This is a genomic window from Sporolactobacillus vineae DSM 21990 = SL153 (genome assembly GCF_000377985.1).
Taxonomy (GTDB): Bacteria; Bacillota; Bacilli; order Bacillales; family Sporolactobacillaceae; genus Sporolactobacillus; species Sporolactobacillus vineae.
The window spans coordinates 26,744-41,214 of sequence record NZ_KB899047.1 but is presented as its reverse complement, the minus strand read 5'-3'; the positions used below and the strand labels follow the sequence as shown (position 1 = coordinate 41,214).

Sequence of the window (14,471 nt, the reverse complement as noted above, 5' to 3'; positions counted from 1 at the left end):
TGTCAAATATGATTCAAGATTCGTCAATGAAAAGGACGGGCTATCCTCCGTCTGATTTTAAAATCCAGCCGTAAAAGTCGAAAATCCAGCCGTCACAGCCCAAAATCCAGCCGTCACAGCCCAAAATCCAGCCGCTTAACAATTATTGTAAAAAAATACTGTGCAGCACATAGACCTGCACAGCGTGATCTTCGATTATCTGTTAGCTTTCTTCCTGTTTATTGCTCCCGTGCCGGAGTGCGGTTTACCTGATGTTCGCTCTTGCCTGTTTTCAGAATAGAAACAGCATCATTCAGACTGATCTCCACCATGTTTTTTACTGCCAGATTGGTGTAAAAACCGATGTGCGGGGTGATCAGTACATTCGGCAAGGCACGCAACTTTTTCAGCGCTTCACTTGGCAGTGCTTTCCCGCGCAGATCAAGATTAAAGAACTTCTCTTCACCAGGCAGCGTATCCAGTGCGGCACCGGCAAGTTTCTTCTTCTGCAGAGCATCAATCAGGGCGTTAACATCCAGCACAGGACCACGCGACGCATTGATGATGAATGCATCAGGTTTCATCAGCGCGAGTTCCGGTGCACCGATCAGGCAGACCGTTGACTCCAGCAGCGGCACATGAAGCGTCACCACATCCGCCTGTTTCAGCAGTTCCTCTTTGGATACATAAGTAAGCACATCTTTCAGATCATCACGTTCCACAATATCGTTGGCGATCACTTTGGCGCCGAGTCCCCGGAACAGGCGGGCTACCGTACCGCCGATCCTTCCGGCACCGATCACACCGACCGTCAGCGAACGGATCTCCCTCGCCATCAGGCCGGACCAGCGAAAGTCCTGCTGCGCTTCCCGTGCTTCGAACTGAGCAAGATTGCGGATCAGCCGCATCGTCTGAGTCACTGCCAGTTCAGCTACGGAGTTGGGTGAATAAGCAGGAACATTCGTGACGGCCAGGCCGTATTCAGCTGCTTTTTTCGTATCGAACATATCGACACCGGCCGTCCTTGAAGCAAGCTGCCGGATCCCGTTAGCTTTCAAAGCGGCAAACAGGGCATCACTCTTGAGCGGTGTCCGCTGCTGGACGACCACGCCGTCATAACCCTTTGTCATGCCGACGGTTTCTTCCGTCAGTTCCACCCGATTGATGTCGACCTGAATACCGGTTTTCTGTGCCCATTCCCTGACGGCCGGTTCTTCATCATCACGAACGGTGAACATAATGATTTTCATTTAATGACGCTCCCTTTTGCATTTCTGATTTCATTAACATACTTCTCAATTCGATTCATCGCTTCTTCAAGCACATCCATACTCGCTGCATAGCTGATCCGGATATGGCTTTTGCTCCCGGGACCGAATGAGTCCCCGGGGATGACTGCCACTTTCGCTTTACGCGCCAGATCCCGGCAGAACGTCATGCTGTCCTGGATCAAGTCATCCGGGATCTTCGGGAAAAGATAGAAAGCGCCCTCGGGCTTCGGACAATCAAAGCCTAATGCCTGCATTTTCTTGTAAACAAAATCACGGCGTTTCTCATATTCGACCCGCATTACTGCGCCGTCGTCCATGCCTTTTTCAAACGCTTCCTGCGCCGCATCCTGGGCCATGGTGGTGGCTGAAGTGATCATAAACTGGTGGATCGTCCCGAGTTTCCGGACGATCTCCTGCCGCGCACAGATAAAGCCGATCCGCCAGCCGGTCATCGCATGCGACTTTGATGCACCGTTAAGGATGATCGTCTGATCCGGCAGAAATTCCGCCATCGATACATGAGCCGCGCCATAAGTCAGTTCACTGTAGATCTCGTCACAAATGACGAAGATCTCATGCTTTTTCAGAATATCCGCCAGCTTTTTCAAATCTTCGCGACGGTAGGTCACGCCGGTTGGATTCGTCGGGAAATTGAAAATGATCGCTTTGACGGCGTCACCCTGCTCCTTGAGTGCCTTCTCCAGTTTCTCCGGGGACAGCACAAATCCGTTATCCGACGTATCCATAAAGACCGGTTCGGCGCGATTCAGCATCGCAACGGGGATATAGAGCGGGAAGATCGGTGTCGGAATCAGTACTTTGTCGCCGGGATTGATGACCGACGTCAGTGTCGCAAAGATCGCCTCCGTCGCACCGGCGGTAACGAGAATTTCATTTTCAGGATCATAGTGAACATGATATTTGCTGTCCATGAAGCGGCTGATCGCCCGGCGCAGTTCCGGCGTGCCCGCCGAAGCCGTATAGTGACTGCGGTTGGCGGCAATGCTTCGCCGGCCGGCTTCCTTGATATGCTCCGGTGTGTTGAAATCCGGTTCGCCGAGTGTCAGTTTAAGAATCCCGGGGATGGCAGAAGCTTCCTGATCAAATTTCAGGATATCCGAGGGTTTCAGGAGGTCGAGTTCCTTTTTCATTTTTGCTGCTAGTGGATTGCCCATCGTCTTCTCTCCATTTCTTTTTTATTTTGGCTCTGTTTGAAACTATCGTTGACTTTTGTCACTCCAATGATTGGCGCGGAAGGCGCGAGACTCCTGAGGGATTAGCGAGGCAAGTGAGACCCCGCAGCGAGTGTAACGAACGAGGAGGCTCACGGATCGCCCGCGGAAAGCGAGCGCCTGCAGCGGAAATCAGCAGACAAGTTTAACAAAACCTGTGTAAAAAAAATCACCCGCGGCTTCAATAGCTGCGAGTGATCGGATCATCGGTTCAAATTAATGATGCGCCACACGGACTATTGAATCGTTCATCCATGTGGTCTTTTCCGCAAGACAAAATGTTCTGCTTCCGGCCTTTGCATGGATGCAAACAGCTGATTTCGTGTCTGCACCCCGTCATGCGAATACAGACACTACCGAAAGAACCGAAAGTAGAAATAATACGTATTTGATTGGCGACTTCTGAACGCCTGACGGCTGATCATTGTTAAGAACTCCTTGCGGTTGGTGAATCTATTAAAACAGAGTTTTCTGAATCTGTCAAGATGTCGCCCGGGGGTCCCGCCCCTTATTCGGCGACATCCAGCAGGATTTTTCCTGTACTCTGCCGGCTTTCCATCCACTCCTGCGCCTTTGCGGCGTCTTTCAACGCATAGTGTCTGCCGATCTTCATTTTCAACCGGCCGTCCTTTAAAAACTCAGAAATGCGCTTTGCCGCATCGGTCAACAGGTCCGGCCGGTTCCGGATGGTCGTTCCGAGACTGAAACCGAGGACAGCACGGCAGCTGGAATGAAGATCCGTCGTCTTAAAGTGACCTGTATCTCCGCCGGCGCTGCCGAAATTAACAAGCCGGCCGTACAACGCAAGACAGGTCAGACTTTTCTCGGCAATTGCTCCGGACAGCGAATCAAGAATCACATCGGCACCCTTGCCTCCGGTCAGACGATTGACTTCTGCTGCAAAATCTTCCGTCTGATTGTTGATCACCGCATCGGCTCCCGCCTCTTCGACAATCGGTTTCTTCCGGTCGCTGCCGACGGTCCCGATCACTTTGCCCGCACCGAGCAGGCGGGCCAGCTGTACTGCCGTCGTACCGATACCGCCGGCTGCTGCATGAACCAGCACCGTTTCGCCCGGACGAACACGGGCTACATCGGCAAGCAGTTTATAGGATGTGAAGGCGACCGTCGGGCAAGCGGCGGCAGTCTCAAAGTCCACTGAATCCGGAATCGGGAACGTCAGATTTTCATCCGATGCCACATATTCTGAATAAGATCCGTTCTTTAATAAAGCGATCACGCGCTGGCCGATTTTCAAATGACGGATATTCGCCCCTGTTCCCTCAACGACCCCGGCTGCGTCAAGTCCCGGTGTAAAAGGCGGCTTGCTGCCGGAATGATATCTTCCCTGACGCGACATAATATCGGCAAAATTGACACTTGTGGCAACGACACGGATCAACACCTGATCCGCGCCGATTTTTGGCATTTCCAGATCTATATAGTCGAGTACCGACGGATCGCCGAACTCAGACACAATGACTGCTTTCACGCTCAAAACCCCTCCAACACGTAAACTTGGCCCGGAACACAAATAATGTGCCTCTGCTGATCTTCACTTTCATTATAATGAACGCTTTTGAACCCGTGTTGTAAAAAGTCCTGGCAATCAAAAGCACCGGTCATTCCAGCAAATGTTCAGCGGGCCTGATGCTGCCTCAGGCGACCCGGATAAGCCCGCTTTTTCAGCGGCAATTCCATCAGCACGACACTGATCAGCACCAGTCCGGCCCCGAGATAGCTTCGGGACGGGAGCACCTCACCAAAGAAAGCAAAAGCAAAGAATGCAGCGAAAACAGGTTCCAGTGAAAAGATCAGGCCGGCATGTGTCGATAACGTGTATTTTTGAGCAATATTCTGCAAGGTATAGCCGGCCGCACTGCAAAGAATCCCGAGTCCGGCTACAGCAAACCATGAGGAAGGCGTGGAAGGTAAATGAGGTATTTCAAAAATCAGCGAGATCAAAAGGCCCAGTGCGCCGGTCATGCCCATCTGCCAGACCCCAAGCGTCACCGGATCCTCACGCTTTGTAAAACGATCTGCCAGCAGGAAATATAAGGCATTCGCCAGTGCGCCGAGCATGCAGAACGCGTCGCCCGATTCCAGGGACAAGCCGCCGTTCCAGGTCAAAAGGCCAATACCAATCAGTGCCAGGAGAACGCCTGCGATCATTTTCGGTTCGGGCAGCACCCTAAAAAAAATTCCATTAAGGAGCGGCACAAAGACAACGGTCAGTGCGAGCAGAAATCCGGCTTTTGAAGCCGACGTGGCGTGCAGCCCGATCAGAATCGATGAAAATACGGCCAGAAGAATCAGAGACAAAAGAAAGCTGTACCAAAGCGAGCGGCGGTCTGTTCGCTGAATGAGTCTCCACCCAAAGAAGAGAAGTGTGACGACAAACGCCAGCAGAAAACGGAGCGCAATCAGATTAAATGTCGCCAGCGACTCGATACCGATTTTCATAAAAAGGTATGAGGAACCCCAAAGTGCGGAAACAACTGCAAGTATCAAGTCCGCTTTTTGTCTGCTCATTGATGACACCGTCCTGAATCGATTCTTCTTTTATAGTATAGACGGCTCATTGTCATTAATAAAATGAATGTTTATAATAAATAGCATGAAATATATTCATGTAAGAGGAGTCTCTATTGAGCCTGATTCAATACGAAATTTTCGCCAGAGTCGCCGAACTGAACAGCTTTACCCAGGCGGCCGAACAGCTGGGACTGACTCAGTCCGCCGTCAGCCATGCCGTGAACAACCTCGAGAAAACTTTTGGCTTCCGTCTGATCAACCGGAACCGCGCCGGTATTCGTCTGACCGCTGAAGGCGAACAGCTGCTTCCCTCCATCCATCATCTGCTTCAAGATGACGAGAAAATCCACCAGGAAGCCTCCGCCATTCTCGGCGTCACCAGAGGCAGTCTCCGAATCGGTGTTTTCACCAGTATTTCCAAGCATCTGCTCCCCCAGATCATCCAGACCATGGAGCAAAACTATCCGCTGATCCGCATCTCTCTAAAGGAAGGAAACTATCAGCAGATTGAGGATCAGCTGATTGCAGGCCGGCTGGACTGTGGATTCGTCACCAACCCGCTTTCAAATCAGCTGTTGCTGACGCCGATCAAAAGAGACCGGATCCTGTGTATCGTGTCGCCGCAAAGCCCGCTCTATCATCAGAAGACAGTTTCATTCAGCCAGATCGGCGAGGAACCTTTTATCATGCCGGCATTCGGCGGCCATCACGAAATCAGGCGGATTCTCGAGGCGCATCATGTCCGTCCCCGGATCCGCTTCGAACTGATGGAAGAGGATGCCATCCTGGCGATGGTGGCACATCACCTCGGTATCAGTATTCTTCCGGAGCTGGTGCTTCCGCAAGATATTGCACCGCTCCGGGCCATCCCTCTGGAGACGAATAGTTTCAGAACCATTCAGCTGGCCACACGCCTCCACCCCTCTCCGGCTGCAAAGGCATTCGTATCAGTCACCAGTCGGCTTGTCGGCAGATCGTAAGCCGACTGAATGGGTACCATCGATTTTTACTTTGATCCGTGTTAAGATTTATTATGTGAATTTGGGAACAAGCCGTAAAACAGGAGGTTGCCCATGTCTGAGAAACAAAGAGTTATTGTCGTCGGTGCCGGGATTTCCGGACTGGCTGCGGTTTTCTACATAAAAAAACAGATGCCCGAAGCCAGCGTCACACTGCTGGAATCCTCAGACCGAATCGGAGGAAAAATCCGTACCGTACGCCGCGACGGATTTGTCATTGAATGCGGACCTGAAGGCTACATGGCACGCAAACCGACCTTGACGAATCTGATCAAAGAGGTCGGTCTCGGAGACAAACTGGTACATTCCAGCCCAGGTACTTATTATATCTATGTGAATAAAAAGCTCAGAAAAATGCCGAAAGGGTCCGTTATGGGGATTCCGACCCGTATGCTGCCGATGGTCACTACCGGCCTGATCAGCCCGATTGGAAAACTCCGCGCCGCTCTGGATCTGTTCATTCCGCATGTCTATAAAGATAAGGATATTTCATTGCGGGATTTCTTCCAGAAACGGCTCGGATCTGAACTGGTTACCAATATGATCGAACCGCTGCTGTCGGGAATCTACAACGGTGATCTTGCCGACATGAGCCTGAAGGCGACGCTGCCGCAGTTTGCGGCCATCGAGAAGAAACACAGGAGCCTCATTCTGGGCATGAAAAGTATTCAGCCGCCGAAGCAGGCAGGTGCTTCAAAGAAATCGGCCGGACGATTTTTATCTCTGTCCTGCGGGCTCGACGTTCTGGTGAACAAACTCGCTTCCTACGCAGATGACATTCAATTGAACACGCCCGTCACCCGCATTCGTCCGGGGCAGGTCACACTGGCGGACGGCAGCGTACGATCAGCCGACGCCGTTATCCTGGCAAGCTCGCCGAAACAGTTCGGACCCCTGCTTGATTTTGACGAAGCCCGGGCGTTGAGCCGTGATAAACGGACAACCACCGCGACTGTCGTGCTCGCCTTTAAAAAAGAAGATGTGGACACGCCGGACGGGACAGGCTATGTCGTCTCCCGGAAAGAAGGCCTGAACATTACCGCGTGCAGCTGGATGGACCATAAATGGTCCTATACTGCGCCTAAAGACTGCACGCTGATCCGTACTTATGTCGGCACAGCTGAAAATGCCGATATCGTCGGTGAGAACGATTCGTTCATTGAAGCAAAAGCACTGAATGATTTGCGCCGGGTGGGCCGCGTCGGTACGCCGCTATTTTCAGTGATCACCCGTCAAATCGACAATATGCCGCAATATACGGTGAATCATAACGAGCGGGTGCAGGCATTTGAGCAGGCACTGGCGAAGATCGACGGCGTGTATGCCTGCGGTGCGATGCTGCACGGTGTCGGACTGCCGGATTGCGTCGATAATGCCATGCACGTGGCCGAAGACGTTTCGAATCAGCTGAAAAAACATGCAGATACCGCGGCAACGTCCTGATTGCTCTGGTGAATTTCAATGATACGATGAGTCTGTCCGGACTAATCGAGAAGGCTGAGTATGACAGGACCGTCACCGGTCAATGTCTCTGTCATACTCAGCCTTTTGCGCCTGCCATAATTTCTTGTCCTCATCCGTTATTTTCCGTAACACCCTGCATGGATCCCCCACAGCAACGACATTATCGGGAATATCCTGAGTCACAATCGATCCCGAACCGATCACGACATTGTTGCCGATGGTCACCCCTGGATTGATGACTGCATTGCCGCCAATCCAGACATTATCGCCGATCTTGATAGATTTCCCATACTCCAGCTGTGAATTGCGAACACCCGCGTCAATTGGATGCCCCGCTGTGTACAGGCCGACTCTTGGTCCGAAGAGTACATTATCCCCGATAACGACCGGTGCAACATCAATAATGATGCAATCATAATTTGCGTAAAAATTGTTTCCTATAGTGATATGGCAGCCATAATCACAGTGAAATGGAGGCTCGATATACACATTCTTCTTCGTCGCTTCAAAAAGTTTTCTGAGTAATTCAGTGCGGTACTCCTGCTGTTCTTCGGTGCTGTTATTAAACAATCGGGTAAGTACCCTGGCCTTTTTCATATCCCCGGCCAATTCTCTCCCGCCGGCTCTATAAAGTTTACCGGCCAGCATCCTTTCCTTATCAGTTGCCATGGCCATCCCTCCTTTGGCTCACCGCATCACATCCCGTAAGCAATTCCCGAACGGCGAAAAGATCCTGAGCATCTCCTTTTCTCAGTTCGATACAGCCGTCGGGCACAGTTGACGGTTGCGGATTCCATGTAAGCATCCGAACCTGATACCCTCTTTCGAATGCTTTTTGTGCCACAAATCGGCTTACCCTGTCGCTTCCGCCGAGGATCGCAATGCTTTTAAACGGATTTACAAAATTAACCCATTAAATTCGATAATTCCAGTATACCTCCTCAATTTCCCGAAGACGAGAGAATCTACAGGGAAGCAATCTGAAATAGGCAGAACATCCGGCTATTTATTCCAATAACTTCACCGCTTTTAAAATTGTTTGGAATCAGACATAGTGAATGAGGATGCTCTTTGCTGTCACATTGATTACTGTATACAATAGAAAGGTAATGTTATAGTAGTAAAAATCACTTTTTCAAGACATCCTATGTACGATTCAGAAGGGAAGAACATTCATGACCATAGGTTTTATCGGTGCCGGCAGTATGGGCGGTGCCATGATCGAAGGCCTGATCGGCAGCGGGACGGATCCCGGAGACATTGTTGTTAAGGGGGGTACACACGGAACTGCCGCCGGACTGCAGGAAAAGCTGAAGTTCACTTTGACCGACCGATACCAGGATTTTAAAGCCTGCCGGATCATCGTCGTCGCGGTCGGTACCAGCGCACTTGAGACTGTCTTTAAGCAACTCAGTCAGATCGTTACGAAAAAAAATAGTGTCATTTCCGTTGCTGCCGCCTCCTCGATTGCCGGTATGCAGCAAGCGCTGGGTGATCAGATCACCGTCGCACACGCCATTCCCAACACCCCGGTGAGTGTCGGTGAAGGCGTGATCGGCGTCAGCTACGGCAGCAAGCTCAGCGATGCAGATAAATCGCTGATCAACCAGTTTCTCAGCAAACTTGGAAAAATTGTTGAGACAACCGACGATCAGCTTGGTATCCTCGGAACCGTCGCCGGCTGCAGCCCGGCATTCATCGATGTCTTTATCGAAGCGCTAAGCGACGCCGGTGTCCTGCACGGACTGCCGCGAAAACAAGCCTATGAGGTTGCCGAACAGACACTGCTCGGCACTGCTAAGCTGGCTCTTAAGTCCGGTGAGAATCCGACGGTTTTAAAAGACGCCGTTACTTCTCCGGGCGGGACAACGATCAAGGGTATTGCCGCACTGGAAAAAAACGGATTCAGAAATGCCGTTATCGAAGCCATCACAGCAGCCAATAATGGTTAAAAATGCGAAATGATAATGTCTGCCATCCATTTCAGGAGACAAGACAAAAACGGCTCTGTTTTCCAATGAAAACCGGACCGCTTTTTTAATTATTGCAACTGAATGCAGATGCATGATTATTAACAAAAGTTTGTCACTCTGCAACCTGAAAATGGGATGGATGACCTTTCTTCAATCAAAAAGACTCATGACCGTAAAACATTTCATCAATTTCCCATGACTCAACCGTTTGTTTTGCCCTGGCAAAGGGGTAACCCCATGCCCATGAGATAGGCAATCGCTGCCGTCTCACGCAGTGCATGCGGAAACGAGGTATACTTTCCCTCTTTAAGGCCGTGTTTCACTGCGGGATCAACAGCAGAAAGCACCGTATCCTTCAGGCTCTTCGGACCCGGGGCAGGTTTCGGGTTAGGATTGGCATACGGGCTTAAATTCGGATTAGGACTGGCATACGGCATAGGGTTCAGATTGAGGTTCGGCATCGGTGTTGGCAGGTTGTAAGGATTCGTGTAATTCGGGTTTTGATTCGCCCGATACGGGTCATAAAAATCATAACTCATCGGAATGATCACTCCTTGTTAAGATTAACGACAAGGTTAATGTATGTAGTTATCTATCCATATTCAACGGCGAATGCCCATTGTTCAAGAGGATACACCTGGTTACGAAGGGTTGGCAGGCTAAGTGATCATCACAGATTGTCTGGCGACAAACAACGATAAACAGGAAATTTAATACAATTTTACTTAACCTAGAAATTTGGTTAGCATTACTTTCTGAAGATCAATAAGGAGCCTAATTTTCATGGAAAACAAAACGGTTAATCGCTGCTCCCTTGCAGGAATGCTGGTGACACTGGGCATAGTCTACGGGGACATCGGAACGTCACCACTGTATGTTATGAACGCGATTATCACGGACGCCGGAAAAATGCAGAATGCCGTACCTGAATATATTACCGGTGCCGTTTCACTGATCTTCTGGACCCTGATGGTGATCACCACCGTCAAATATGTCGGCATTGCCATGCGGGCAGATAATAATCAGGAAGGCGGTATTTTTGCCCTATATGCCCTGATCCGCAACCGTGCACGCTGGTTGGTTCCTGTGGCTCTGATCGGCGGCGCAGCCTTGCTGGCAGATGGAACGCTGACTCCGGCTGTGTCCGTTACCTCGGCCGTCGAAGGCTTAAAGGGGCAACAGTTCGGCCCGCTGAAATTCAGTAACAGTCAGCTGATTGTCGTTCTTGTGGTCACCGTCATCTTATTGGGTCTCTTTTTGATCCAGCACTTCGGAACGTTTGTGATCGGCCGATCTTTGGGGCCGATTATGCTGGCATGGTTTCTTTTTATCGGCCTTGTCGGCCTGACGAACTTATGGGCACATCCGGAAATTTTAAAAGCCTTATCGCCCTATTACGCCATTTCTCTTCTGTTCAGTCCTGTAAATAAAGTCGGCGTGTTTATTCTCGGGAGTGTTTTCCTCGCCACAACCGGTGCGGAAGCTCTCTATTCGGACATGGGACACGTCGGCAGGAAAAATATTTATGGCAGCTGGCCGTTTGTCTGCCTGATGCTTATGCTCAGCTATCTGGGTCAGGGTGCCTGGGTGATCGGCCACTATCAGGATGCCGCCTTTCGCAATTGGGCGAATATCAATCCTTTTTATGAAATGCTTCCGGCGCAATTACGCATCTTCGCTATTGTGATTGCAACTCTGGCCGCAATCATCGCTTCCCAGGCATTGATCACCGGAAGCTACACACTGGTGAATGAAGCTATTGGTTTAAAATTTCTGCCAAGAATGCGGATCAGCCATCCGAGTAACATCCGGAATCAGATTTATATCTCAACAGTCAATTGGCTGCTCTGTCTCTTTACGCTTGGCATTGTCTGGTTATTCCAGACATCCCAACATATGGAGGCTGCTTATGGCCTGGCCATTACCATGACCATGCTGATGACCACGTTACTGCTTTTTGAGTATCTTCGGATGAAGATTAATACACTTGTGGCCGGTTGTATGGTGCTCTTCTTCGGGCTGATCGAGACGCTCTTCTTTCTCGCCAGCCTGGTCAAGTTCGTTCATGGCGGTTACCTGACGATACTGATTACCCTTTTGATTTTATCTGTCATGGTCATCTGGTACTTCGGTAATAAAGAGCGGGATAAATACGAGAAGGCCAGCGAATATGTTTCACTGATGGATTACCGGAAGCAGCTGATTCAGCTGAGCCACGATGATGCCGAACCGCTTTATGCCACAAACCTGGTTTACCTCACCAAGGTTGGGAAAGGCTACAGCCTCAAACGAACCGTCCTGTACTCGATTCTCGACAAACGTCCGAAACGGGCAAAGGTTTATTGGTTCGTTACCGTTAATGAAACGGATGCACCCTATACGAATCAATACACGGTGGATATGCTCGGCACGCGCAACATCATCAGCGTCCAGCTCTACATCGGATTTAAAAATTCGCAGCATGTCAATGTCTTTATCCGCCAGATCGTCAATGACCTCATTGATCAGAAAGTGATCGATACTCAGTATCCGAAATACACGACACTTAAAAACCGGCGGGTCGGCGATTTCAAATTCGTGATCACAACCAAACAACTAATGGATCTGGCCAGTGACTCGCAAATGAGCCGGATCGACCATTTCCTGATCGGCGGACGGATCTTCCTGCAGAATATCACAACCTCCCCGGCCGTGTGGTATGGTCTGAAATTCAGTGAAGTTGTCGAAGAACCGGTTCCTCTGATTCTCTATGATCCGGAAGTATTGCGACTCAGCCAGCTTGAAGTCCGTCATTCGGTGAAGAAAGAAGAGCCGAAGAAATAAGGGCGGGTTTTCAAAGATTCCGCATGAGTGCTCAATAAGGAACATCAGTAAAACAAAGAACCTTATTCTGAAAAAATCAGATAAGGTTCTTTTTATATGATCATGATTCTTTTTTCATTCACCGACTGACGGTCTTCGTTTTTACCACGTCTTCCGGATTTAACGTGACCGTTCCGTCTTCAAGAATGATGCAGGGAATGCCAAGGCCTTTATTCTTTTTGACCTGATCGAACAGCGTGCTGTGATCTCGAATACTCAGAAATTCTTTCAGTAAAGACAAATCGGTACAGATATCAAAAAATTTGTAGTTTATCCCGGCCTCGTCAAACTGGACAATGGTATTCCGGCAGTCGGGGCAAAGCTTTGATCCATAAACTTTAATCAAACTGATCTCCTCCTCAGATTTTAGCGATCCTGACATTGTCCGGGCTCCGGACTTCCCCTTTATTGTAATACCAGACGGACAAATGATAAATAAAAGGGTGAAAAGACCGTATCAGCAACCCTTATCCTTTTTGGTGATTCCCTGCCCGTCGAAAGCAAGATACAAGCTTTCACTTTCGAAAATGGTTATCATAGACATAGAAAGTTCATTTTTGAAATGGAGGAACGTCATATGTATGATGTAGTCATCGTTGGCGGCGGGCCGGCCGGTCAGAGTGCCGCCATCTTCACAAGCAAAGCGGGACTGAAAACACTGGTGATCGATAATGAAAAAGGATTGACGCAACGTGCGTTGCTCAAAAATCATTACGGCATTGAGGAGACAAGTGGAGCGGAGCTTGTCAAGACCGGGAAAAAGCAGGCGGAACGCTTCGGCACCGAGTTTGTCAAAGCCCAGGTGACAAATGTAAGCAAAAATGCTGAGTCATTTGACTTGCAGACAGAGGAAGGCAGCACTTATTCCGCGAAGCAGGTGATTCTGGCGACCGGTTCGAATGCGAAGCTTGCTCAGGCCATCGGTTTGAAAACAAAGGACGGCCGCGAGAAGTATGTCAAAACCGTCATCGAAGCCGATGAAGCCGGCCACACAAACATTGACGGAATCTGGGCGGCCGGTGTTGCCGCCGGTGTCAGTGTCCACACAATCGTGACAAGCGGCGACGGCGCCAAAAAGGCGATCAATCTGATTAGCGAGCTCAAAGGCGAACGCTACGTGGATCACGACAAACTGCCGGCAAAATAAAGATAAATGGAAAAAGTTAAACTGGGGACAGGCGTATGGCGAATCCATACGCCTGCCCCCGGTTTTTTATTGAATCACCGGACGATGAGCACTGAGCAGGGAGCCAGCCTTGCAAGATAAGAAGACTGGCTGCCGATCCCAATCAGAAAACGGTCCAGCCTGCTGGTTCCTGTTGCTCCGCAGACAATCAGATCACAATGATACTGAGGCAGCACCTTTTCAATGATCGCCGAACCCGGTGAATCCTCGTCCGTATAACACATGACTTCTTTCACACCGCTGTCTTGTGCTCTCTGCTTAAAATGGTCTGCCCTTTGCGCAATTTCCGCCCGCATCGCATGGATTTGCGACGTAAACGTCTTCAGCGCTTCAAGTGATGAGGTGTTTAAAAACGAGACAATCAGCAGGGAAGAGTGATACTTCTTTGCCAGATCAATCGCTGCCCGGAATGCTCTTTCGGCTTCTTTCGATTCATCCACGGCAACAAGGATTCTGTGATACATGGGTTCTTCATTCACCTTCTGAGAATCTGGTGATGATTCAGTCATCTGTATTCCCTCTCTTCCGCCAGAACGTCGCACAGTCTGCTTTATCCTGAATATTAAAGGCAATTATTTTTTCAAGCAAGGAGAAATCCACCGGACGGTCCCACGGAAATCGGATCAGCATCTTTGTATGCTCATAACCGGCTTTCTTGATCTCGTCGGAAAAATGACTAATCCCGGCAAGCTCCGGACTCACTGCGAAATGATGCTTCGCCACACTGAAACCGATAATGAACGTCCCGTGATCGGTAAACATCGGCTGATTCCACGCAATTCTCGGTTTCAGTTCCGGGAATTGCTCTGTGACCCAGGCTAGAACCTTCTCCATTCGTTCCTGGTGTTCAGGCTGGTCAATGCGTGCCAGATAATCTGCAAAAACGGTCATGCAACCCACTCCTTAAGTGTTCCGGCTATGTTTAATCATACCAAGAATCCATCTTTTTT

Annotated in this window: 14 protein-coding genes; 5 read left to right on the top strand and 9 right to left on the bottom strand. The window is 49.9% G+C overall.

Annotated features, from left to right (window positions below; genetic code table 11):
* Positions 1-218: 218 nt before the first annotated feature.
* The 4 genes from D889_RS0109190 to D889_RS0109175 all read right to left on the bottom strand — a co-directional run bounded on the left by D889_RS0109190 (position 219) and on the right by D889_RS0109175 (position 5,014).
* Positions 219-1,229, bottom strand: a complete 1,011-nt coding sequence (locus D889_RS0109190) for a D-2-hydroxyacid dehydrogenase (protein WP_010631777.1) — start codon at positions 1,227-1,229, stop codon at positions 219-221.
* Complete coding sequence (locus D889_RS0109185; RefSeq protein WP_010631776.1) at positions 1,226-2,425, bottom strand: pyridoxal phosphate-dependent aminotransferase; 1,200 nt, start codon at positions 2,423-2,425, stop codon at positions 1,226-1,228. Before D889_RS0109185 ends, D889_RS0109190 begins: the two co-directional genes overlap by 4 nt.
* Positions 2,426-2,990: 565 nt before the next feature.
* Positions 2,991-3,974, bottom strand: coding sequence for a quinone oxidoreductase family protein (locus D889_RS0109180; protein ID WP_010631775.1), 984 nt, complete (start codon positions 3,972-3,974; stop codon positions 2,991-2,993).
* 146 nt (positions 3,975-4,120) lie between these two features.
* Entirely contained in the window at positions 4,121-5,014 is an 894-nt protein-coding gene (locus tag D889_RS0109175; protein ID WP_010631774.1) for a DMT family transporter, read from the bottom strand.
* A gap of 116 nt (positions 5,015-5,130) precedes the next feature.
* Here D889_RS0109175 and D889_RS0109170 point away from each other — a divergent pair, with 116 nt between their 5' ends.
* Positions 5,131-5,997, top strand: a complete 867-nt coding sequence (locus D889_RS0109170; RefSeq protein ID WP_010631773.1) for a LysR family transcriptional regulator — start codon at positions 5,131-5,133, stop codon at positions 5,995-5,997.
* A gap of 93 nt (positions 5,998-6,090) precedes the next feature.
* A complete protein-coding gene (gene hemG, locus D889_RS0109165; RefSeq protein ID WP_010631772.1) occupies positions 6,091-7,479 on the top strand; it encodes a protoporphyrinogen oxidase in 1,389 nt (462 codons plus the stop codon).
* Between the two features lie 72 nt (positions 7,480-7,551).
* Here hemG and D889_RS0109160 read toward each other — a convergent pair whose 3' ends face one another.
* A complete protein-coding gene (locus D889_RS0109160; protein WP_010631771.1) occupies positions 7,552-8,169 on the bottom strand; it encodes a sugar O-acetyltransferase in 618 nt (205 codons plus the stop codon).
* A 506-nt stretch (positions 8,170-8,675) separates the two neighbouring features.
* Between D889_RS0109160 and proC the strand changes: the two genes are divergently transcribed.
* Positions 8,676-9,452: a pyrroline-5-carboxylate reductase gene (proC, locus tag D889_RS0109155; RefSeq protein WP_010631770.1), complete on the top strand. Its 777-nt coding sequence runs from the start codon at positions 8,676-8,678 to the stop codon at positions 9,450-9,452.
* 221 nt (positions 9,453-9,673) lie between these two features.
* Here proC and D889_RS0109150 read toward each other — a convergent pair whose 3' ends face one another.
* Entirely contained in the window at positions 9,674-10,012 is a 339-nt protein-coding gene (locus tag D889_RS0109150) for a hypothetical protein (RefSeq protein WP_010631769.1), read from the bottom strand.
* A gap of 244 nt (positions 10,013-10,256) precedes the next feature.
* On the opposite strand from D889_RS0109150, the gene D889_RS0109145 reads away from it, so the two are divergent.
* Complete coding sequence (locus tag D889_RS0109145) at positions 10,257-12,296, top strand: KUP/HAK/KT family potassium transporter (RefSeq protein ID WP_010631768.1); 2,040 nt, start codon at positions 10,257-10,259, stop codon at positions 12,294-12,296.
* 118 nt (positions 12,297-12,414) lie between these two features.
* Here the strand turns inward: D889_RS0109145 and D889_RS0109140 are convergent, their stop codons facing one another.
* Positions 12,415-12,681 carry a glutaredoxin domain-containing protein gene (locus D889_RS0109140; RefSeq protein ID WP_010631767.1) on the bottom strand — a complete coding sequence of 89 codons (267 nt, stop codon included), beginning with the start codon at positions 12,679-12,681 and terminating at the stop codon, positions 12,415-12,417.
* Between the two features lie 231 nt (positions 12,682-12,912).
* On the opposite strand from D889_RS0109140, the gene D889_RS0109135 reads away from it, so the two are divergent.
* A complete protein-coding gene (locus tag D889_RS0109135) occupies positions 12,913-13,482 on the top strand; it encodes an NAD(P)/FAD-dependent oxidoreductase (protein ID WP_010631766.1) in 570 nt (189 codons plus the stop codon).
* 74 nt (positions 13,483-13,556) lie between these two features.
* Here the strand turns inward: D889_RS0109135 and D889_RS0109130 are convergent, their stop codons facing one another.
* Positions 13,557-14,030 carry a universal stress protein gene (locus tag D889_RS0109130; RefSeq protein WP_010631765.1) on the bottom strand — a complete coding sequence of 158 codons (474 nt, stop codon included), beginning with the start codon at positions 14,028-14,030 and terminating at the stop codon, positions 13,557-13,559.
* Positions 14,023-14,412, bottom strand: a complete 390-nt coding sequence (locus tag D889_RS0109125) for an iron chaperone (RefSeq protein WP_010631764.1) — start codon at positions 14,410-14,412, stop codon at positions 14,023-14,025. Before D889_RS0109125 ends, D889_RS0109130 begins: the two co-directional genes overlap by 8 nt.
* Between the last annotated feature and the right edge of the window lie 59 nt (positions 14,413-14,471).